At 43.9% G+C, this 21,341-nt stretch carries 26 protein-coding genes; 20 read left to right on the top strand and 6 right to left on the bottom strand.

The window, feature by feature from the left end:
* Nucleotides 1–180: 180 nt before the first annotated feature.
* On the bottom strand, nucleotides 181–975 hold the full coding sequence (locus P0M11_RS10590) for a thymidylate synthase (protein WP_275625626.1): 795 nt from the start codon (nucleotides 973–975) through the stop codon (nucleotides 181–183).
* 49 nt (nucleotides 976–1,024) lie between these two features.
* Nucleotides 1,025–1,465: a hypothetical protein gene (locus P0M11_RS10595; protein ID WP_275625627.1), complete on the bottom strand. Its 441-nt coding sequence runs from the start codon at nucleotides 1,463–1,465 to the stop codon at nucleotides 1,025–1,027.
* Between the two features lie 227 nt (nucleotides 1,466–1,692).
* Between P0M11_RS10595 and P0M11_RS10600 the strand changes: the two genes are divergently transcribed.
* The 5 genes from P0M11_RS10600 (at nucleotide 1,693) to P0M11_RS10620 (ending at nucleotide 4,236) form a co-directional block, all read left to right on the top strand.
* Nucleotides 1,693–2,367, top strand: a complete 675-nt coding sequence (locus P0M11_RS10600) for a hypothetical protein (RefSeq protein ID WP_275625628.1) — start codon at nucleotides 1,693–1,695, stop codon at nucleotides 2,365–2,367.
* Between the two features lie 230 nt (nucleotides 2,368–2,597).
* Nucleotides 2,598–2,798 carry a hypothetical protein gene (locus P0M11_RS10605; protein ID WP_275625629.1) on the top strand — a complete coding sequence of 67 codons (201 nt, stop codon included), beginning with the start codon at nucleotides 2,598–2,600 and terminating at the stop codon, nucleotides 2,796–2,798.
* Nucleotides 2,798–3,427: a DnaJ domain-containing protein gene (locus tag P0M11_RS10610; RefSeq protein ID WP_275625630.1), complete on the top strand. Its 630-nt coding sequence runs from the start codon at nucleotides 2,798–2,800 to the stop codon at nucleotides 3,425–3,427. The genes P0M11_RS10605 and P0M11_RS10610 overlap by 1 nt, the downstream gene beginning before the upstream one ends.
* A 1-nt stretch (nucleotide 3,428) precedes the next feature.
* Nucleotides 3,429–4,091, top strand: a complete 663-nt coding sequence (locus tag P0M11_RS10615) for a hypothetical protein (protein ID WP_275625631.1) — start codon at nucleotides 3,429–3,431, stop codon at nucleotides 4,089–4,091.
* Between the two features lies 1 nt (nucleotide 4,092).
* Complete coding sequence (locus P0M11_RS10620) at nucleotides 4,093–4,236, top strand: hypothetical protein (RefSeq protein ID WP_275625632.1); 144 nt, start codon at nucleotides 4,093–4,095, stop codon at nucleotides 4,234–4,236.
* Nucleotides 4,237–4,581: 345 nt separating this feature from the next.
* Here the strand turns inward: P0M11_RS10620 and P0M11_RS10625 are convergent, their stop codons facing one another.
* Nucleotides 4,582–4,947, bottom strand: a complete 366-nt coding sequence (locus tag P0M11_RS10625) for a transposase (protein ID WP_275625633.1) — start codon at nucleotides 4,945–4,947, stop codon at nucleotides 4,582–4,584.
* A gap of 432 nt (nucleotides 4,948–5,379) precedes the next feature.
* On the opposite strand from P0M11_RS10625, the gene P0M11_RS10630 reads away from it, so the two are divergent.
* Genes P0M11_RS10630 through P0M11_RS10645 form a run of 4 tightly spaced genes read left to right on the top strand, consistent with a single transcriptional unit; the run spans nucleotide 5,380 to nucleotide 9,210 of the window.
* A complete protein-coding gene (locus tag P0M11_RS10630) occupies nucleotides 5,380–6,468 on the top strand; it encodes a glycosyltransferase (protein WP_275625634.1) in 1,089 nt (362 codons plus the stop codon).
* Nucleotides 6,465–7,589: a UDP-galactopyranose mutase gene (glf, locus tag P0M11_RS10635; RefSeq protein WP_275625635.1), complete on the top strand. Its 1,125-nt coding sequence runs from the start codon at nucleotides 6,465–6,467 to the stop codon at nucleotides 7,587–7,589. The genes P0M11_RS10630 and glf overlap by 4 nt, the downstream gene beginning before the upstream one ends.
* The gene (locus tag P0M11_RS10640) at nucleotides 7,586–8,716 is read left to right on the top strand and encodes a hypothetical protein (RefSeq protein WP_275625636.1); all 1,131 of its coding nucleotides are present in this window, start codon (nucleotides 7,586–7,588) and stop codon (nucleotides 8,714–8,716) included. The genes glf and P0M11_RS10640 overlap by 4 nt, the downstream gene beginning before the upstream one ends.
* 11 nt (nucleotides 8,717–8,727) lie before the next feature.
* The gene (locus tag P0M11_RS10645) at nucleotides 8,728–9,210 is read left to right on the top strand and encodes an adenylyltransferase/cytidyltransferase family protein (RefSeq protein WP_275625637.1); all 483 of its coding nucleotides are present in this window, start codon (nucleotides 8,728–8,730) and stop codon (nucleotides 9,208–9,210) included.
* 33 nt (nucleotides 9,211–9,243) lie between these two features.
* Here the strand turns inward: P0M11_RS10645 and P0M11_RS10650 are convergent, their stop codons facing one another.
* The gene (locus tag P0M11_RS10650) at nucleotides 9,244–9,636 is read right to left on the bottom strand and encodes a hypothetical protein (RefSeq protein WP_275625638.1); all 393 of its coding nucleotides are present in this window, start codon (nucleotides 9,634–9,636) and stop codon (nucleotides 9,244–9,246) included.
* 190 nt (nucleotides 9,637–9,826) lie between these two features.
* Here P0M11_RS10650 and P0M11_RS10655 point away from each other — a divergent pair, with 190 nt between their 5' ends.
* Nucleotides 9,827–10,111, top strand: coding sequence for a hypothetical protein (locus P0M11_RS10655; RefSeq protein ID WP_275625639.1), 285 nt, complete (start codon nucleotides 9,827–9,829; stop codon nucleotides 10,109–10,111).
* Nucleotides 10,112–10,116: 5 nt separating this feature from the next.
* Here the strand turns inward: P0M11_RS10655 and P0M11_RS10660 are convergent, their stop codons facing one another.
* Nucleotides 10,117–10,797, bottom strand: a complete 681-nt coding sequence (locus P0M11_RS10660; RefSeq protein WP_275625640.1) for a DedA family protein — start codon at nucleotides 10,795–10,797, stop codon at nucleotides 10,117–10,119.
* A gap of 483 nt (nucleotides 10,798–11,280) precedes the next feature.
* On the opposite strand from P0M11_RS10660, the gene P0M11_RS10665 reads away from it, so the two are divergent.
* From P0M11_RS10665 to P0M11_RS10690, 6 genes are all read left to right on the top strand, one after another.
* On the top strand, nucleotides 11,281–12,036 hold the full coding sequence (locus P0M11_RS10665) for a glucose 1-dehydrogenase (RefSeq protein WP_275625641.1): 756 nt from the start codon (nucleotides 11,281–11,283) through the stop codon (nucleotides 12,034–12,036).
* Nucleotides 12,037–12,076: 40 nt separating this feature from the next.
* Nucleotides 12,077–12,622, top strand: a complete 546-nt coding sequence (locus P0M11_RS10670) for an NAD(P)H-dependent oxidoreductase (RefSeq protein WP_275625642.1) — start codon at nucleotides 12,077–12,079, stop codon at nucleotides 12,620–12,622.
* Nucleotides 12,623–12,744: 122 nt separating this feature from the next.
* On the top strand, nucleotides 12,745–15,393 hold the full coding sequence (locus P0M11_RS10675; RefSeq protein ID WP_275625643.1) for a cation-translocating P-type ATPase: 2,649 nt from the start codon (nucleotides 12,745–12,747) through the stop codon (nucleotides 15,391–15,393).
* 31 nt (nucleotides 15,394–15,424) lie between these two features.
* The gene (locus P0M11_RS10680; RefSeq protein ID WP_275625644.1) at nucleotides 15,425–16,492 is read left to right on the top strand and encodes an AI-2E family transporter; all 1,068 of its coding nucleotides are present in this window, start codon (nucleotides 15,425–15,427) and stop codon (nucleotides 16,490–16,492) included.
* 65 nt (nucleotides 16,493–16,557) lie between these two features.
* Nucleotides 16,558–17,232 (top strand): YceI family protein, encoded by a 675-nt coding sequence (locus P0M11_RS10685; RefSeq protein WP_275625645.1) that lies wholly within the window; start codon nucleotides 16,558–16,560, stop codon nucleotides 17,230–17,232.
* Nucleotides 17,233–17,665: 433 nt separating this feature from the next.
* On the top strand, nucleotides 17,666–17,875 hold the full coding sequence (locus tag P0M11_RS10690) for a hypothetical protein (RefSeq protein WP_158064261.1): 210 nt from the start codon (nucleotides 17,666–17,668) through the stop codon (nucleotides 17,873–17,875).
* Nucleotides 17,876–17,959: 84 nt separating this feature from the next.
* On the opposite strand, the gene P0M11_RS10695 is transcribed toward P0M11_RS10690, so the two are convergent.
* Nucleotides 17,960–18,553, bottom strand: a complete 594-nt coding sequence (locus tag P0M11_RS10695) for a DUF4142 domain-containing protein (protein ID WP_158064262.1) — start codon at nucleotides 18,551–18,553, stop codon at nucleotides 17,960–17,962.
* Between the two features lie 197 nt (nucleotides 18,554–18,750).
* Here P0M11_RS10695 and P0M11_RS10700 point away from each other — a divergent pair, with 197 nt between their 5' ends.
* From P0M11_RS10700 to arsB, 4 genes are read left to right on the top strand one after another with little or no spacing between them, the layout of a single operon-like run.
* Entirely contained in the window at nucleotides 18,751–19,083 is a 333-nt protein-coding gene (locus P0M11_RS10700) for a metalloregulator ArsR/SmtB family transcription factor (RefSeq protein WP_275625646.1), read from the top strand.
* A 28-nt stretch (nucleotides 19,084–19,111) separates the two neighbouring features.
* Nucleotides 19,112–19,576 (top strand): DUF6428 family protein, encoded by a 465-nt coding sequence (locus tag P0M11_RS10705; RefSeq protein ID WP_275625647.1) that lies wholly within the window; start codon nucleotides 19,112–19,114, stop codon nucleotides 19,574–19,576.
* Between the two features lie 52 nt (nucleotides 19,577–19,628).
* On the top strand, nucleotides 19,629–20,267 hold the full coding sequence (locus P0M11_RS10710) for a protein-tyrosine-phosphatase (RefSeq protein WP_275625648.1): 639 nt from the start codon (nucleotides 19,629–19,631) through the stop codon (nucleotides 20,265–20,267).
* On the top strand, nucleotides 20,254–21,318 hold the full coding sequence (gene arsB / locus P0M11_RS10715; protein ID WP_275625649.1) for an ACR3 family arsenite efflux transporter: 1,065 nt from the start codon (nucleotides 20,254–20,256) through the stop codon (nucleotides 21,316–21,318). The genes P0M11_RS10710 and arsB overlap by 14 nt, the downstream gene beginning before the upstream one ends.
* Nucleotides 21,319–21,341: the final 23 nt, after the last annotated feature.

Below are 21,341 nucleotides of genomic sequence, written 5' to 3' on the forward strand. Positions count from 1 at the left end.
GAGGTTTGATGTAGAATATTAGTCTGCAAGATCAACTTTAAGTTACAAACGAAAATCCTGAAAAATAACTACAATGACACAATAAGGTGATGAATAAACAGGTCAAACTACCTCAAACTTTATCAAACCTTATTCGGGAATGAGATTTCAAACTTACACCCGCAGGTACTTTATAACTGATTAAATGGCCACCGGCGCCTTAATACCCGGATAAGGATCGTAATTCTCCAGAGTAAAATCCTCAAAATCAAAACTGAAGATATCCTTAACCTCCGGATTAAGCTTCATCACGGGCAAAGCACGGGGCGTGCGCGAAAGCTGTTTATTTACCTGTTCAAAATGGTTGTTGTAGATGTGTACATCGCCAAACGTGTGTACATATTCCCCTACTTCCAGGCCGCAGACCTGAGCCACCATCATCTGCAGCAGGGCGTAACTTGCGATATTGAAGGGAACCCCCAGAAACACATCGGCACTGCGCTGATAAAGCTGCAGCGATAGCTTACCGTCGGCCACATAAAACTGGAAAAGGGCGTGACAGGGCGCCAGCGCCATATTAGGGATTTCGGAAACATTCCAGGCGGAAACGATCAGCCTTCGTGAGTCCGGATTTTTCTTTATCTGGTCAATCACCTCGCTGATCTGGTCCACCACTTTACCGTCGGAACCTGTCCAGCTGCGCCACTGTGCGCCGTACACGGGACCCAGATCGCCATTTTCATCCGCCCATTCGTTCCAGATGGTAACGCCGTTGTCCGTGAGGTATTTGATATTGGTATCACCTTTCAGGAACCAAAGCAATTCGTAGATAATTGATTTTAAGTGAACTTTTTTTGTCGTCACCAGCGGGAAGCCTTTGCTAAGGTCATAGCGGAGCTGATAGCCAAAAACACTTCGCGTACCCGTACCGGTACGGTCGGTTTTGTCGGTTCCGTGGTCGATGATATGCTGAAGAAGATCCTGGTAGTTACGCATGAGGAGGAATAGAATATTAGACTGTAAAAAACCTCAAAAATACGGAATTTCAATCGATACCAACAACCTTTTGAGTGCGGTTATTGAGTGAAAATGTATCGCCGGACCTGCAACCCTGCATGGCTTTTATCAGTGGGGCTTCCGGCGAAACTGTCATAATCTTTCTCCCCTCCAGCTCCAGCTGGCCAACAGGTGCCGCAATATAAAACAGTCCTGCGCCGGTTTCCACAAGGGCACCAAGCTCCGCCAATTGACACGGAGCATTGTTAAGCCTTGCCAATGCATCCATCTGGTTCCGAACCTCGCTGAGCTGGCTATGCAGGTTACGGATTTCCTGGGCAACCATTTCGCGGCTGGTCTCGTACTTATCACCCATTGAGCTTTTGGTCTCCGAGTTGGCTTCCTGGGTTTGCCGGATGAGTTCATCAAGGGTCGCTGCCTTGCCTGCCAGGCGTTCCTTAACAGTTTTCACGAGTTTTGTTTTATCCATTATTTTGGAAATGAATTCTATTGCCTGGCAATTTAAGGATTTTTTAAAGTCCTTAGGAAAGTTACGCGCATTATAAGCATCTTCCGTATGCAGTAATTGTATATATTTGAATGAAAAGTATGACGTTTGTGATACCTATCTCCCGCCTGGCGGTTGTATATGTATAATTTTGTGATATATATATACAAGTTACCAGCAAGGCTTTAACGACAACGACTAACGAAAATATGACAAGAAACATACAAGATATTGCACCATTGTTGGCCGACCATTTTGTGGACTTTGAAAGTGACGTAAAGACTTTTGAAGAAAATAATAAATTGGTCGCTGACAACGCACAACGACTTGGACTTTATCACAAGTATTTGTGTCTGCTTCACGACAGTTGGATTATAAAAACAAATATCGCGACTGACAAATTCTCAATTACTCTCAACGACTTTACAACTCACGTTTTTTCAGACGTAATCGTTGACAAGAAAAAAATAAAAATTGACCACGACAAACTCGTTTTTCCAATACAAGTTGACTTTGAGACAACGAATTTGACATTCAACAAAGTGGATGAAGACGGTAACATTCAAAGAATTGAACCAACAACTATAGACGAATACCTTTACGAGCAAATTATTTCAATTGACAACGAAAAAATAGAAATCGGTTTAGTCGTTTGGAAGAACGGAATTAAAAAGAAACCTGGACAACACATTCTTATCTTATTGACTGTAAAAAATATTATCCTGACAGAATTGCAAGACAATGCTTGGACAGAAATCTTTGGAAACGCTTACGACAACTATTACAAGTATTTTAAAGCCGAACTTGATACTGGAAGGTATTTATCCGACCAATCAATTTGTTATGAATTATATGACGAATATGAAGGACAACTTAACGGCTGAAGGAAGAAGCCCAGCTGGTAACAGGCGTTTGGCTCAATGGCGGGTGAAGTGGTTAATTCAAGGTTCTAACTCGCATCAAATTTTGTGGTATATTGACAGTTTTGTGCTCCGAAACGCGCCCGAACGCAAAGCCCGAAAACGTTACCTGCAAGCGTAGAGCGACAGCAGACAAAAAAACGGGGAAGCCGAAAACCGACCAGAGTAGGCAATAAAATTTTAAAACAAAAAAAATGGGAAAAGCAGGAAAAGTAATCGTATTCGTATTCGTGTGCTTAGTAATTCTTGTCGTATTGACTGTAATCAAAGAAGCAGGCGGTGGAGCAGTAATGTGGCTTGGTGCATTGGCAATTCCACTTATTTACAAGAGTATGTTTGGCAAAAAAGACGATGAAACAAATGACCAAAACAAAGACATCACATTGAAAAAGTAATGATACCTAACCATTATCAAACTCTTGGTATTTCACCAACTGCATCTAAGGACGAGATTAAAAAGGCTTATAGACAGCTTGCTTTACAATTTCATCCTGACAGAAATAAAAGTCCAGATGCACACGAAAAATTCATTGAAATCAATGAAGCATATCTTATTTTATTTGACGAAGAAGCGAGAGCAAAATATGACCGAGAGTATAAATACTATTATGGTCAAAAAGCAAAAACAGAACAAACTTCATCATCATATCAAGAAAAGACAAACCAAGAGAAAGAATACAAACACACATATTCTTCAAAACGAGAGCCACAATTTGAAGATGAAGACCTTAATCAATGGACAAGGAATGCACGTGAACAAGCTGAGAGTTTTGCTAAAATGGCATTCGATGAGTTTTCAAAACTTGTTGTCGGTATGGTTAAGGAGACAGGTTTTCAATTGGGCAACGCGTTCTTGGTAATGATTGGAGCTTTACTTTCAATGGGTGGCTGTGGAAACATTGTAATCGGTCTGACTTCTAAAGGGGAAATTGGAAACCCAATATTGGGCATAATATTATTACCCATAGGAATATTCCTTTACAGTATGGCTCAAAAAAATTACGATAACCATAAACCTAAGTAAAATGAAGAAAACATCATTTTTAATACTCTTTTCTTTTTTACTAATTCAATCTTCCTTTGGACAGGTTTCATCAACACCTCCACTACCGACAGGTTGGGAAAGAATTTACATTAAAAATGTTGGAAGTTTTGATTTACCACCAACAATGGAAGTCCAAAAAGGAAAATACAAGGAGTTTGTTGATGAGATTAAAAAAATAAAAGGCTTTGATGCTTCTCAACTTACTGCTCAACAAAAAGGGTTGAATGAATTTGGAAAAGAAGGCTTTGAAAAATATGCTCGTGTTATGGTAGAAACGACATTCGGTTCACCAGGTGACTTTGAAAAATTTAATTTCAACTTAGCTGAAATTACGCAAGCAGACATTGCTGAACTGAACACAATTTACAAACAGCAAATTCAACAAAGTTTCCTTGGGACAGGATTAAAGTTAATAGAGTGGTATCCTTTAAAGGTTGAAAAAGTAAATGGAGTGTCTTGTATTCACATTAGTTACAAGAGACAGTTACAAGACAAGCCGTTTGTCTTGGTGCACATATATTACTTTCATAACAATGACAGGATGCACAATTTGACACTTTCTTACCGACTTTCAGAAGCAGATTATTGGAAAGCGGACTTTGCAACAATCTTAAAATCATTTAGAATAACAAACATTAGATAATATGACATTTTTATTTCAACAACAGCAAGCAGGACTTGGACTAATAGGATGGATAATTGTCTTTGCAGCATTCTATTTTTTGAAAGATGTAGTTTTCAAAAAAGATAAACCGAATGACAAAATCGACCAACCTAAAAGCGAATAACGTGACACCGAAAGACAGAACGCCAGCAGGTAACATCGGTAGCTGTTGCACAACCCTCTTTTTCCGGCGTTAGGTTTCCAAATGCTATAAAAAACAGCCTCTTTTAAAGCGATTTAAGAGAGGTTTTTGTTTTTAGCGGTGAAAGTTTTCCGGATTTTCGGTTGGCTTAAATGGAAGCTGGTGAAGTCAGGGGAAAGCGGTTTTGCCAAAACCGAAACTTTCCTTTTGGAAGGTTCATCATTTGAAAGTTGCGGTGAACTTTTCGGGTGATGAACTTCAGGTATTTTTTCAGGTTATAAGTGAGCGCGGCCATCAAAATCCCGTCCGGAACGGGACAGGCTGTGTTTATTGGCCTGAGCCATGCCGCGCGAGTTGATTATTTTGCTCACTAGTTTTTATTTCTTTATTGGTGTTCGTGAATGCTTCGCATTTCATGTTGTGGTGGTTGATGAGCGTTCCCAGAACCGGCTCTACTCGCGAACTCCGGCGTTTGGTGAGAAAACGGGTGTATTTCTTGTCCCGGCTTAGTTTTTCGTGCATTTCATCGTACAGCGGTTTGTGGATGCTGTCATCCAGTTTCTTGAACCTGGTGACCTTTCCGCAGCATTCCGCCCGTAACGGACATTTGCCGCAATCTTTTTCGCTGCTTCTGTAGATGTTTTTCGCGTAACCTTTGCTGTAAAACTGAAAACCGCGCCGGTTACAGCACACAGATTACACAGATTTGCACAGAAAACAACCGAGGAATCAGCGGAATCAGCGGGAGCATAAACAGTTCTCCCGCCAAAACACAGATTTCACAACCATGACCGATAATACGCATTATAGTATTTTATACTTCTCTAAACCGAAATTATCTTTTTTGTAATATTTAAGATTTATATTAAAGCAGCTAATGGTTTTTGACTATTTTAACTAAACATTTGTTATCATAATGACTTTCAATTACAACTAAATATCCCTGGCACTTTAATTGCTGCATATTATTTAAAGTTCTACCGTCGTCCTGCGATTTCCAGATCCAATTTTAGTCGACTTCGGATTTCCAGGATCACCCATTTTCGGACCGGTGGTTTTTTTTGTGCCTGAATTTTTATTCGTGCACTCAGAAGCATTAAACATTAAAACACTAAATATATTATTATGGTTAATCATGACTATCCGAAACCGGCAAACTACGATATGATCGTCTTTTGTCATCTGCGCTGGGATTTTGTCTATCAGCGCCCACAACACCTCATCAGCCGTTTGGCAAAGGACTATAACGTGTTAGTAATTGAGGAGCCCATACCTACACGTCTGAACGGAAAAGGACCCTTTGAAATAAAGGAAGTTTATCCAAATGTGCATGTGTGCCGTCCACCGGTAAACAGTATGAACGACATTGGGCGCTACCTTCGTAAGAAACTCCCGAAGAACAGCTTCCGGGTGGGCTGGTTTTACTCTCCCGCATTCGTATCAGTATTGGAAGAACTTGATTTTGACACTGTAGTTTACGACTGCATGGACGAACTCACCCTTTTCCGTGGCGCTTCTCCCGAACTTGTAGGTCAGGAAAAAGCCCTACTGGCAGCTGCAGACGTAGTTTATACCGGTGGAAAATCACTCTACGAATCCAAAGCAAAAAAGCATCATAATGTGCACTGCTTCCCAAGCTCTGTTGATATTGAGCACTTCTCCGGTAAAAATGGTGTCAAGGCTGAAAAACCGGCTGATATGTTGGGAATACCCGGAACCATAGTAGGATATTATGGTGTAATTGATGAGCGTATTGACCTTAATCTCCTAAAAAAAACAGCCGCGCTGGCGCCTGAAATTTCCTTCGTAATGGTTGGTCCACTCTGCAAGATCAGTGAAAATGACCTGCCAAAAGCGGAGAACATTTACTATCTGGGTATGAAGTCATACGAAGAATTACCTGCCTATCTGCACCATTTCGACATTGCAATGATGCCGTTTGCACTTAATGATTCTACGAGGTTTATAAGCCCAACGAAGACGCTGGAATATATGGCCGCAAACAAACCGATTATCTCCACCCGGATTAAGGATGTGGAGAGAGATTACAGCCATTGCATTATGCTCATAGACAACGAACAGGATTTTCTGAAAGCGATTACAAATCCGGCTCGTAATTTCAGTGGCAGCTACGCTGAAATTCTTATGAACACCTCCTGGGACCGTACCGCAAAAAAAATGGGCGCAATCATTGAAAAAACACTGGCGGTATGATGGCAGATATCCTGATCATCGGGGCAGGCATCTCCGGTGCTACATTAGCAGAGCGATATGCCAATGCCGGCAAAAAAGTGCTTGTTATTGAAAAAAGAGATCATATAGCAGGAAACTGTTATGATCATTACGATGAAAACGGAATTCTTGTATCCAAATATGGAGCCCACCTCTTTCACACCAACGATGCGGAGGTTTGGGAATATGTAAACCGGTTTGGCGAATGGTACCCCTGGGAACACCGCGTTGTGGCACGTGTTGACGACAAAACAGTTCCTATTCCAGTGAATATTTCAACTGTTAATATCCTCTTTGGCGAAAACCTGGAAACAGAAGAACAAATGAAGCAGTGGCTGGAAGCGAACCGCATTCCGTTTGAAACACCTGCCAATGGTGAGGAGGCCGTCCTGAACCGCGTAGGTCCGGTGCTGTATGATAAAATGTTTAAGCATTATACAAAGAAACAGTGGGACAAATATCCGGCAGAACTGCACGCATCCGTACTGGAACGGATACCTGTACGTTCAAGTTATGACGACCGCTACTTTTCCGACACCTACCAGGCACTTCCGAAAGGTGGATATACCAAAGTTTTTGAAAATATGCTGAGCCATCCAAACATTACCGTACTTCTGAATACAGATTATTTTGATGTGAAGGACCACTATGACGGCTATGAGAAACTGTTTTACACGGGTCCTATTGACCGATTTTTTGAGTTTGAGGAAGAACTGACCGAAAAACTGGAATACAGGTCCATCAACTTTGTAACAGAGCAGGTAGATGCAGAATATTTTCAGGAGAACTCGGTGGTGAATTATCCCGGACGCGAGGTGGATTTTACACGTATTGTGGAATACAAGCATTTCGGAAATCAAAAGTCCGCTAAAACAAGCATAGTGAAGGAATTTACCGTGGACGAAGGTGAACCCTACTACCCCGTTCCCAATGAAAAGAACCAACTTATTTACGAGAAGTATAAGGCCCGGGCAAACCAACTCACCGATGTATATTTTGTTGGAAGACTGGCCAACTACAAATATTTCAATATGGACCAGGCATTTAAAAACGCACTGGACCTTTACCGGACACTTGAGCACGCAAAAGCTGACGCCTTATGAGAAGTACGCAGATTTTCAAAAGTTACTGGCAGGGCGGCTTTGAATGCGCAGACCATATCAACCGGCATGGCGACCGTGTAAACCTGCTGCAGGAAACCCAGCACGACCTGCGGGTAGCTGAAGATTACCGGCTACTGACCGATCTGGAAATATACACCGTAAGGGAAGGTATTTGCTGGAGTAATGTTGAAAAAACACCCGGCATCTATGATTTTTCAGAAGTTCTAAGAAGGATGAGGGCGGCGCAGGATTTGGGAATCCAACAGGTTTGGGATCTTATTCATTTTGGATACCCGGACGGACTGTTCCCCACCCATCCCCATTTTGCTGCAAGATTTGAACAGCTTTGCCGGGCTTTTGCACGCTTTTATACAGAACACAGTAACGACACGCTCTTCGTAGTACCGATCAACGAGATCAGTTTCCTTTCGTGGATGTCCGGCGAAAACAGAGGTACAGTTCCGTTTGCAGCACATAACGGCTGGGACATCAAGTATCATTTGTGCAACGCGGCCATCCGCGGAATCCGTGCATTGAAGGAAGAGGTGCCGGAATGCAGGATCGTGCTTGTGGAACCGCTTATTCGCATTCACAGTCATGGCGGCTGCGAGCTGGATCTACAGCGCAGGAATGAGTATCAGTTTGAGGCAATGGACATTATCGGAGGACGTATGTGTCCCGAACTGGGAGGTGAAGAAGGTTTCCTGGACATACTCGGTTTCAATTATTACTGGAACTGCCAGTGGCGCGGTGAAGGCGAAAGTTTGTGCTGGCCGGATCTGACTGATGAAAGAATTCCTCTTCATCAGTTACTGCTACAGGCCTATGACCGTTATAAGAAACCAATGTTTCTTTCGGAAACGGGGCATTTTGGTGAGGGTCGCGCTGAATGGATCAATGAAATTGCCAATGAAACCCGTATGGCAGCTGAGATGGGTGCCGATTTTCACGGAATATGCATTTATCCTGTAACCGACCGGCCGGACTGGGACAACCTCTCCAGCTACAGCAATTGCGGCCTTTTCGATTTGGATGAACAATGTAACCGCATAGCCCACACGCAATCTATAGCTGAACTCCGGCAAATTATGGAATTACAGAACACCCCGGAACACGTTAACTATTAAACAAATCTACAATGGAAAATTCAAAAATTATAGGTATTACTTTCAGCTGTTTCGACCTGCTGCATGCGGGTCATGTACAGATGCTCGCCGAAGCGCGTGCTCAGTGCGATTACCTTATCGTAGGCCTGCAAACGGATCCAACCATAGACCGGCCGGAGAAAAACAAGCCCACACAGACAGTGGTTGAGCGCTATATACAGCTGAAAGGCTGCAGGTATGTGGATGAGATTATCCCTTACACCACCGAAAAGGACCTGGAAGATATACTTCAGCTGTACTCCATAGACGTACGGATTGTGGGCTCCGAATATAAGGACAAAGACTTTACCGGAAGGGATTATTGTGACGAAAACAACATCGTTCTTTACTTCAATGAAAGGCGGCACCGCTTTTCGAGTACGAATCTGCGGAAGGAAATCTACCGTATGGAAAACCAAAAAGCACAAGAAAATATACCGGAACTGAACGGCGTACACCGCAAAGCCCTTTCATAAACCGGAGCGCAGGAATATTCCTGCGCTCCGATTTTATATATAAGGTTTCTGTTCAGAATCATCGTCATCGTCATCTTCATCATCAAGGTCTTCCAGATCCCATTCATCATAACCAAACTCATCTTCTTCATCTAAAGTCCAGGAATCCTGTTCATTAGCCATATTTTCCATCACCAACTCATGAAACTCCTGAAAACGGAAGTTGTAAGTTTGGTCAAGTAAGGCCAGTTCATTTTCAACATCGATTAGGAGATCCTCGTCTTCGTCCGTTAATTCTTCAGGGGCGGCCACGTTATACAGCCAGATCTTATCTCGCTGCAGGATGCAGTATACTTTGTATATTACCTTTTCTGCCGCGGTACGGTCCGAGCCGATTAATTCATCAAATGCGGTGAGGTTTTCGAGATAAAAATTTCTGTCAATCATTTATTTTGGAATAACAAACATTTGGATGCATCAGTACCAACGGTGCATGAAATGTCTTTGCAAATATACTAAAGATTAAAGACAGCAGCACTTAGCAGCAGCTCAGTGATGGGTTTTATGAAAGGGTAAGACAATTCAGCGCGCGATGGTCACATTTTTGCATAATTTTCTCCAAATCAATTTACGAGTAATGAAAAGAAAATCCGTGCTTGTAGGCCTGGCCACAGCTACTCTACTGCTGGCTTCCTGCAAAGAAAATGAAGTGGACCGTTTACGCCAGGAGAATGAAGAACTGAAAGAAACGAAGGGACTTACGCGCTCCGATTCTGTGGAAATCTACAATGCCATACAGCATGACAGCAAGAGGCGTTTTGCCACAGGATTTCTGGACAGCATTAAAAATCGCGACATTAAACTTTACGAGGCTTTCATAGAGGAAGCAGAATCGCGCAACACGCTGCTTTTGCCGGATTAGTCGGTTTATTTATCCCCCTTTTTAAGGAATTTAGCATTCACATACTCCCACACCATGGGTAACAGAGAGATTCCTATAATTGCGAAGATTACTGTTTCAAAATTTTCCTGCACGACGGGAAGGTTGCCGAAGAAATAACCCATCAGCGTCAGGCTCCACACCCAAACAAAAGCCCCAATCACATTGTACTTGATAAAGGTTGAATAGTTCATGGATCCAATTCCGGCCACAAATGGTGCGAACGTCCGCACAATAGGTACAAACCGGGCAATGATGATTGTTTTTGGACCATTTTTGCTGTAAAACGCCTGTGTTTGCTCAATATACTTTGGGTTTACAAGCTGCTTATCTCCTAATTTAAAGCTCAGCATCCTGAGTCCCACATTTTTTCCAAGATAGTAATTCAGCGTATCCCCCAGGATGGCCGCTATAGTGAGCAAGGCCAGAATAAGCCAAAGGTTGAGACTGGCAGTTTCGCCTGTGGCTCCAATTACCCCCGCACAGAAGGTTCCGGCAGCGAAAAGCAGCGAATCGCCGGGAAGGAATGGCATCACTACCAGTCCGGTTTCCACAAAAATAATCAGGAAGAGGATGAGGTAAATCCATAATCCATAATCCATAATCATGGTGAACAGATGCTTATCGAGGTTCAGGAAAAAATCAAGTACAGTTTGTAAAAACTCCATATTCAGTGCAGGTTTAGATGGCTGCAAAAATACGGCAAAGAATTGAAGGTAAAGATACTTCCGCACGACAAATATGCAGCTATTAATAATTTCCTATCCCTTCCGGTCCGTTCGTGATGAAGGGCTGATTGCATTTTGCTACATTCCCTAAAGGCCGCCAGCTTCCCTATTGTTTTGGGTTTCAAAATTTGAATTAGATCACCGCTTTGCTGAATTTCATTGAAGACACCGGCTCAAGCCGGTTAATTGCAACCGTATAGGGTAATCCAAAACTTCACTGTTTATCCGGTTATCATTTGAAATTGCAGTCCAATCGCATCAGGAAAATTATTACAGACTGAGAACTATGGCCGGCTTCAGCACCTGAGTGGTAGGTCCCGGGAATCCGTTGCCAATTACTTGATCTAAATCAAGATATTCCAGAGCTATTATTATTAAATTTGATACACCAACGAAATCAAAACCAATCAATAAAATTTAACAATGAAAAAATTAGAGAACAAAGTAGCAGTGATCACGGGCGCAGGATCCGGTATCGGAAAGTCAACTGCGCTTCTTTTTGCACGCGAAGGTGCCAGAGTAGTTGTAAGTGACATCAACGCTGAGCATGGCAATCAGGTCGTGTCCGAAATTGAAGGTATGGGCGGTGAAGCTTTTTTTGTAATGGCAGATTCGTCCAGCCCCGGAGACAATGAAAGGCTGGTATCGGAAACGGTGAAAAAATACGGTAGACTGGACATTGCGGTAAACAATGCGGGTATCGGCGGAGAAATAAACAAGGCCGGAGACATGTCCGTTGAGGGTTGGAAAAAAGTGATTGACATCAACCTTTCCGGTGTATTTTACGGCGTAAAGTACCAGGCTCCCCAAATGGTGAAAGACGGTGGCGGCAGCATCATCAACATAGCCTCAATATTGGGTCAGGCGGGATTTGCTAGCTCCAGCGGATATGTGGCAGCCAAGCATGGCGTGGTGGGATTGACAAAAGCTGTAGCCTGGGAATATGCCAAGGAGAATGTCCGCATCAATGCGGTAGGTCCGGGTTTTGTATACAGTGGAATGGTGAATGAAGAATCCATGGGCAAAGAAGCACTCACTTTTCTGGAAACCAAACATGCCTTCGGCAGATTAGGACAACCAGAAGAAATAGCGGCCATGCTGCTGTTCCTGGCCTCAGATGATGCCTCCTTTGTGACCGGATCCTATTATCCTGTAGACGGCGGCTATCTTGCTGTTTAAAAACACGCGCAATCCTTAACTACTAATCAATCACTATATTATGACAAAAAAAATCGCAGTAATCGTAGGATCTCTCAGGAAAGAATCCTACAACAGAAAAATCGCTGAAGAAATGATCCGGCTTTCCGAAGGTAAACTGGAGATGAAGATCGTGGAGATCGCAGACTTACCGCTTTATACGGAGGACCTTGACCAGAACCCACCGGAAGCGTGGACTTCTTTTCGGGAGCAGATTAAGGGTGCAGACGGCCTGCTGATTGTCTCGCCGGAGTACAACCGTACCATTCCGGGAGCACTAAAAAATGCAGTTGATGTGGGCTCGCGCCCTTACGGCAGTTCAGTCTGGCCGGGAAAACCGGGAGCTGTAGTGACCTCATCTATAAGTTCGCTGGGTGGTCTGGCCGCCAACCATCATATCCGTCAGGCTTTTGTATTTGTAGATGTACCCTTGATGCAGCAGCCCGAAGCCTATATCGGAAATGCAGCTGAAATATTTAAAGAAGACGGTAAAACGCTTGTTGCCGATACCGAAAAATTCCTCAGCGACTTTATTGATTCCTTCCATCAATGGGTTGAGAAATTTTAACATCTTCATTCACGGAATTCAAGGCCTTATTCTTCGTAATAAGGCTTTTTTTATGTCCGAACAACCATCGCTGTTTTCATAATTATGCCTAATTTTAAAGTGTCATCCCCGAACAGCAGAATATGTGGTTTACAAAATCAATTGATGAAACTTTAAATGAACTGAATGTAAATCCTGAATCCGGTCTGACCGGCGCTGAAGCTGAGGCCCGCCGAAAATCCTCCGGACCCAACCGCCTTGAGTCCAAAAAAAAGAAATCCATTCTTCAGATTTTCATTTCGCAACTCAATGACTGGCTGATTTACGTGCTTTTTGCCGCAGTGATAATTACTTTTATTATGGCGGAATATATTGACTCGGTAATCATCCTGCTCGTGATACTTATTAATGCAGCCATCGGCGTATTCCAGGAAGTAAAAGCGGGCAAAGCCATAGACGCCCTGAAACAACTTTCGGTACCCAAAGCCCTGGTAAAGCGCGATTCGCACGTTTCTGAAATCAGCAGTGTAGATCTTGTACCGGGTGATATTGTCATTCTGGAAGCAGGAAGAGTTGTTCCTGCCGACCTCAGACTTATAGAAGCGGTAAACCTGCAGACTGAAGAATCGGCACTTACCGGTGAATCTCTTCCCGTTACGAAAGATGCTGCCGCAGTTCACACAGATCCCGCAACCCCGCTGGGTGACAGGAATAACCAGGCTTTTATGTCGTCTACAGTAACGTATGGGCGCGGAACTGGAATTGCCGTAGCCACAGCAATGGATACAGAAGTAGGAAAGATCGCGCACCTCATAGGAAATGAAGCTGAATCCAAAACGCCACTTGAAAAGAGGCTGAATGAGTTGGGGAAAATGCTGGGTAAAATTGCTGTCGCCGTTTGCGTTTTCATCTTTGCACTTTCGTGGCTGCAGGGGCGGAATCTGGGTGAGATGTTCCTGACGGCGGTTTCCCTGGCTGTAGCTTCCATCCCCGAAGGACTGGCTGCAATTGTGGCCGTCGTTCTTTCCATTGGTGTTACTGCAATGTCCCGGAAAAACGCGATCATCCGCAAGCTGCCGGCTGTTGAAACGCTGGGATCTGTAAATATCATCTGTTCCGACAAAACCGGCACATTGACCCAGAACAAAATGACGGTTACACAGGTCTATACCTCAGAAGGTCTCTATGATTTGGAAAAGGACGGCACAGATGCTGCAAGCGACACAGTGAAGTTTGCAGCAACAGCAATGATCCTTTGTTCCGATGCCACGCTGCAGGACGGAGAGGCTACCGGTGACCCTACAGAAGTCGCCTTGCTTGCACTGGGCGACAGTCTAGGTGTAGACCGGATGCGCTTGGCACATATTACATCCCGAAAAGATGAAAAAGCATTCGATAGTGACCGGAAAATGATGTCGGTACTCGTGCGCACTGAAGATGATTATAAAGTCTTCAGCAAGGGAGCGTTGGGAAGTCTGAAAAAACTGGTCACGCATGTCTGGGCCAACGGGAAAAGCCGCGAAATTACTGATGATGACCTGCAGAGTTTCAGTGAGGCTGCACGGCAGATGTCAGATTTGGCACTCCGAACACTGGCAGTAGCCTATAAGCCGGCCGATTCCGGTACCGGCCAGGAGGAAATGGAGAAAGACTTGGTACTGCTGGGGCTTGTGGGGATGATGGATCCGGCACGGGACGAGGTAAAACCGTCCATAAAAACAGCTAAGGAAGCCGGCATAAAAACAGTGATGATTACCGGTGACCACAGGAATACCGCTTTAGCCATTGCCAAAGACCTTGATATTGCTACGGGGTCGGCGCAGGTTATTACAGGTCCCGAAATTGAAAAGCTGACCGGGGATGAGCTGGAAGCCATGGTAGACAATTACTCGGTTTTCGCCCGTGTTTCGCCTGAGCACAAAGTTCGGATCGTACATGCCCTGAAAGCCAAAGGAAACATCGTTTCAATGACCGGCGACGGCGTAAATGATGCCCCTTCTCTGCAGGCTGCAGACATTGGCGTGGCCATGGGAATCACAGGGACTGATGTAGCCAAAGGTGCTGCGGACATGATTCTTACCGACGATAATTTTTCCACTATCGTTAATGCCATTGAACAAGGCCGGAACATCTACAACAATATCAGGAAATCGGTCATTTTTCTTTTAACCTGTAATCTCGGAGAGGTAGTCCTGATGGTGGCTGCATTGCTTGCAGGCTGGCCCTCCCCACTTATTGCAACGCAGCTGCTTTGGATTAACCTTCTTACAGACACCCTGCCCGCCATCGCTCTGGGCATGGACAAGGGCGATCCGGAAGTGATGAAGGAAAAGCCTCGCCCGGTAGATGAGAGTTTCTTCTCAGACGGTGCCGGCAAATCTGCCATAACAGGTGGAATCTTCATTGGACTTATTACAACCTTTGGTTACTGGTATGGCTACCATGAACTCGGTTATATGCCTTGGGATGACCAGGTGCCGGATGAAGTGGTGAAAAATGCAAGAACGCTGGCCTTCATGGTACTCGTATGTTCACAGCTTTTTTATTCACTGGGCATGATAAACCGGAAAAAACCACTTTACAAGACAGGAATTTTTGGCAATAAATATCTGATTGGCGCCATCCTGCTGGGACTGCTGTTACAGGTGATGGTCATGTTTATTCCGGTGCTGCGCGATGCTTTTAAATTACATATGCTTGATGCGAGAGGCTGGATCATGGCAGCAGCATTGGGTCTTTTGCCTTTAGTTGCTCTCGAAATCACCAAAATTATTCGGCATCTCAAAAAATGATTGTATTATAATTTACCTAACTCACTTTTTTATGCAAAAACTGTTCAGCAAAATAAGCGTGCAGAAAGCGCTTCTCTTCATCTCACTCTTTCTTGTTGGGATTATCCTGTTTGAGTTAAAATACTTTGTGTCCGGAATTATGGGTGCGGTCACACTTTATATACTGACCCGGCGCTTTTACCTGAATCTTACCGAAAAAAAGAAATGGAACAGCAACCTTACCATAACACTTATCCTGTTTATGATAGTCATCTCCTTTGCAGTGCCGCTTTGGATCCTTATCGAAATCCTGATTCCTAAGATCAATGAACTGATTAACGACCATGATGCTATTATTGAAAACTACAACACTGTACGCAAATTCCTGGAAAACAACGAATTTCTGAAACGTTTTGACCTTCAATTCTCTGATCAAAGAATCCTGCAGATCGTCAATAAGGTTATTTCCTACATTCCGTCTACATTAAACTGGGTAGGTCAGACATTTGGAAATATTTTCGTAGCTCTGTTCATTCTGTACTTTATGCTGAGGCAGTCCCGGGAAATGGAAGAGCGGCTGAAGGAACTGCTTCCACTTTCACGCGGGAGCAAAAAGTACCTCATCCGTCACACTGCAGCACTTATCAGATCCAATGCGTATGGTGTTCCTATCCTGGGTTTCAGTCAGGGTGTCATAGCCATGGTGGGCTATTATATATTTGGTGTGGAAAATGCCATATTTTGGGGACTTCTAACAGGTGCTGCCTCAATTGTACCGCTTCTGGGTACCATGCTCATCTATATCCCTGTCTGCATTTATCAGATTGCCACCGGCGATGTGCAAGGCGGACTTCTCCTTGCTTTGTACTGTCTTGTTTTGGTTGGCGGTATTGATAATGTGCTGCGTTTTACACTTTTAAAGAAGATGGCGGATATCCATCCGCTCATTACCGTATTTGGAGTAGTGCTGGGACTTCAGCTGTTTGGTGCAATGGGACTTGTCTTTGGGCCTGTCCTGCTTTCCCTGCCGGGAATACTGTACCGTGTTTTTGAAATGGAGCGGAGTTTAAAGGACCTGCAGGAACATGGCGGCCAGGATGCCGAAAATCACATTTCTTAACATAGGTCAAGCCGGGCCGGAGAACTTCCACTATATCTTTGCCGAAAATTTAACAAGTAAAGACAATGAAAAATTTATCAATTCTCGCACTTAGCGCAGTTCTTACACTGGCAGCATGTAAGGAATCCAAGACAGACACCGCCACCACTTCCGGCGAACAAACCGTAGCGGCTGCTGTGGGTGACACTTTTACCGTAAATACAGCGGCCAGTACAGTGAAATGGACAGCTTACCACAAGGGAGGTCTGAACCCGCGTTTTGGAACTACACAGGCCACCGGAACGTTTACCGTGGAAAACGGTTCACTTACGGCCGGTTCCCTTACTTCAGATATCAATACACTTACAACAGATCCCAAGGCTGTAGATCCTGCCTTGAGTGATGGAAAAACATCCGCAGACCTGGATGCGCACCTGAAAAATGAGGATTTCTTCGATGTTTCGAAATATCCTTCGGTGAAATTTGACATCACGAAGGTAGAAGATTTAGCTGCCGGAACGGAAAGCAAAGTTGCCGGTGCCAATAAAACCGTGAGCGGCAATCTTACCATTAAGGACAAGACAGTGAACGTTTCTTTCCCGGCGAAAGTAGAGGTAACCGAAAACGGTCTCACAATGGTATCCAGCTTCACCATCAACCGCCAGGACTGGGGACTAACCTACGGTACTGAAGGTGATGCTAAAGACTGGATGATTTCCCAGGAAGTGGATCTGGAACTGAACATAGTTGCTTCAAAGTAATCTTACTTACTCACATACGAGACAGGCCGCATTATTGCGGCCTTCTTTATCTTACAGATATATGACAATATCTCTTAAACGCTTTAGCGTCCTTTAGTATACCTACAAAAATAAAAACCCCAAAGTAAAGTTACTTCGGGATTCCTATTAATATGGTTATTAGTTTCAATAGGTCTTCACGGTTATTGATCCTGTACAAATGTACTTACATACCTTTATTTGTACAACAGGAAAAACACCCTTTTTCAGTTGCAAATATGAGTTAATTGAAAGCGGCATCAACTGAACTTCCAGCGTATGTTAAATTTTATCTAAGCCGCAGATTTCAGTTAAAATAATTAAAAATAGCAGACAGAATTTAGATTAATATCAATATTTAATCTTAAATTTGATACAGTACTGAACCCTTTGTGTAATAATAAAAACAGATGTGATGACTATTTCAGATTGGAGTACGGTTGTAATTTTCGGTTTACTGTTATTTATCTGGCTGTTGCCGTTCATTATCATCCTCTCATCAAACAGGACACATGGTAAGGAAAAACTTGCCTGGATTTTAGCGGTCATTTTTATCTCATGGTTTGCCTGGATCTTCTACCTGCTGCTTGCACCGGTCTCCAGACAAAGGACCCGCGTGGATTAAGCGCCTGTATCATTCGATTGCCAACAATCCTGATGAAAAAACCCCGAAAGTATTTTCGGGAACCTGTGACCTGTAAAAAAAGTCCTATTTTACTGCATCCATCGCAGCTTTTGATTCCTGAAGATGACGTTCCAGTGTTGGCAGCGTCTTTTCAGCAAAAGATTTGAGTGATGCATCACTGCCTCCTGAAATCTGCTGTTTGAATTTCTCAATCGATTGCGTGTGATGTTGGACCATCATGTCGGCATAGGAGCGGTCAAACTCGGCACCCGACTTTGCCTGCAGGTCATCATGCTGTTTCTTTTGATTATCATCAACCGCAGCAGGCAGAGTGAAGCCTGCACCCGTAGCCCATGACTTAAGTTCGTCACCGGCGGCGGTATGATCGCGTACCATCATATCGGCCAAAGCCTTAACCTTCGCATTCGTGGCCTTTCCAGCGGCCATATTTCCTAACATAACTTCCATCATACTTCCTTTTGCTGCATCGTTTGCAAATGTCCTGTCCTGTTCATTCATTTGCATACTTCCGGCCACCATTGCTGTATCCACCGTAACAGAATCTACAGGATAAGCCATATCCATACTGTCCGTGGACGTATCGGTTACAGTGGTTTCATTTTTTTTGCAGGCTGTTAAAGCCGCGACGCAGAATAACGCTAAAACTGAATTCTTCATAATAAAATATTTTGTAGGATTAATGTTAGAGTGCTGATTTATAAGCACATCAACAATTCTGCCAAATAAAAAAGCAGTATACAGAGACAAATTTATCAGGTATAGACAGTAATTAATTGTAAACTTTAAAAAAAAAGCCTGCAACTCATCCATTGTTTAAAATACATATCGTAATATTGCAATATTAAATATTGAAAATGGGAGTTACGAAAACGGAGCATTATACGGAAGCACAAAATGAAACAGCCAACCTGCTTAAAGCCATTGCCCACCCCGCCAGAGTGGCAATCATTGAATTCCTGATCCAAACCAATTCCTGCATCTGCAACGATATCGTAGGCCATCTCCCTCTCTCGCAGGCCACGGTTTCGCAGCATTTAAGGGAATTAAAGAATGCCGGGATCATCCAGGGGACTGTGGAAGGTAAGGCGATTAACTATTGCATAAACAAAGAAGCGGTTCAGAAACTGGAACTCTATTTCAGCGGTATTTTCCGGGCGGCGGCCAAGCTGGAAAACCGTTGCTGTTAAAATTAACAACACTTTTAAACTAAATAAAATGAAACTTTCAGAAATCAAGGACATCCTAACAAACTTACAGGAACTGCATTTCGTACTGGAAAATGGCGAACAGGTTCCTGAACATTTCCATGTAACCGAAGTGGGCCAGATCAACAAGAGGTTCATTGACTGTGGCGGCGTTATACGCGACGAAAAGGCCATCAACTTCCAGCTTTGGTTTTCTACCGATAATGACCACCGCCTGGAGGCCGAGAAACTCAAAAAAATCATTGCCCTTTCCGAGGACAAACTGGGCCTGGAAGATGCTGAAATCGAAGTGGAATACCAGCAGTCTACTATCGGTAAATTCGGTCTGGAGTTTAACGGAAGTGCCTTTGTTCTCACCACAAAAACCACTGCCTGTCTGGCGCAGGATGCCTGTGGAGTGCCTCAGGAAAAACCTAGGGTAAAACTTTCCGACCTTCAATCCTCAAGCTGTGCTCCGGGATCCGGTTGCTGCTAGAGTTTCAGATCGCTGAAAACAGTATTAATCTGCTGATATTCTTAATAAAACCATGTTCAAAAAAATCAAGCTAAGCATTGAAGACATTGCCGTAATGCCCGTTTCCGAAGAGCGAAAGGAAATCCTGCAGCCTCTTGCTGAGTTTATAATGAAAAAAGCAGATGCGGGGGAAAGGATTAACCTGAACTTCATCTGTACCCACAATTCGCGAAGAAGTCATCTTTCCCAGATCTGGGCACAGTTGATGGCGGAACATTTTAGCCTTAAAAACGTATTCTGCTATTCCGGGGGAACCGAAGCCACTGCCATGTTTCCGAAAATAGCCGAGATCCTGCACACTCAGGGAATGGAAATCCAGAAACTCTCTGAAACTGATAATCCGGTATATGCTGTTAAATATTCAGAGAACGCTCATCCTGTGATTTGTTTTTCAAAAAGATATGATGATTCTTTTAATCCGGTTTCCGGTTTTGCCGCGGTGATGACCTGCTCGAATGCCGATGCAGGCTGCCCTTTCATCGGAGGTGCAGAAAAGCGCTTTGCCGTGAAATTTGATGATCCGAAATCCAGCGATGGCACCCATGAGATGGACCGTGTTTACTTTGAGCGAAGCCTGGAGATTGCGGCTGAAATGTATTTTGTTATGAATCTTGCGTCAGGCCCAAATCAGAATACCGATGGCAGCAAATAACTGCGCACCTCATGAAAGAAAAAAGCTTTCTTTCCTGGATAAAAACCTTACGCTCTGGATCTTCCTGGCCATGTTCCTGGGAGTGGCGATAGGAAATCTTTTTCCTGATTCCTCTACCGTGATCAATACCTTTTCCTACGGTACTACAAATATTCCGCTGGCGATCGGTCTTATCCTCATGATGTATCCGCCCTTTACCAAAGTGCGGTACCGTGAGCTTCCGAAAGTCTTTAAAAACACGAAAATCCTGGGGATTTCCCTGCTGCTGAACTGGGTGATAGGTCCTGTTATTATGTTTGCATTGGCCATCATTTTCCTGCACGATTATCCCGAATACATGATCGGATTGATTCTGATCGGCCTTGCCCGCTGCATCGCTATGGTAATGGTCTGGAACGAGCTGGCTGAAGGTAACCGTGAATATGCCGCCGGCCTTGTAGCCATAAACAGCATTTTTCAGGTGGTTTTTTACAGTTTTTATGCCTATCTTTTTATTACAGTTTTGCCTCCGCTGTTCGGAATCACCGGCTCTGAAGTAGATATCACCATCGCTCAGATCGCCGAAAGTGTAGCAATTTATCTGGGAATTCCTTTCGCCCTGGGATTTCTGACCCGATATTTTCTGCTGAAAGCCAAAGGTGAGGAATGGTATAACGGTGTCTTCATTCCAAAGGTCTCTCCAGTTACTTTAATCGCGCTGTTGTTCACGATTGTTATCATGTTCAGCCTGAAAGGGGAAATGATCGTGCAGATTCCATTTGATGTGCTTCGCATCGCAGTGCCTCTGGTGATTTATTTTGCACTTATGTTTCTGCTGAGTTTCTTTGTGGGAAAAAAACTGGGCGCCGATTATTCCAGAAACGCAGCCATTTCGTTCACCGCGGCGGGTAATAATTTTGAGCTGGCCATTGCCGTAGCCATTGGCGTTTACGGTATCAATTCCGGACAGGCATTTGCGGGTGTGATTGGCCCACTGGTCGAAGTTCCCGCATTAATTGCCCTGGTAAGCATCGCATTCTGGCTGAAAAAAAGGTGGTATAAAAACAGTTAGTTTCAGATGACCCCAATGCTTTT

Source organism: Kaistella sp. PBT33-4 (assembly GCF_029194425.1).
Lineage (GTDB): Bacteria > Bacteroidota > Bacteroidia > Flavobacteriales > Weeksellaceae > Marnyiella.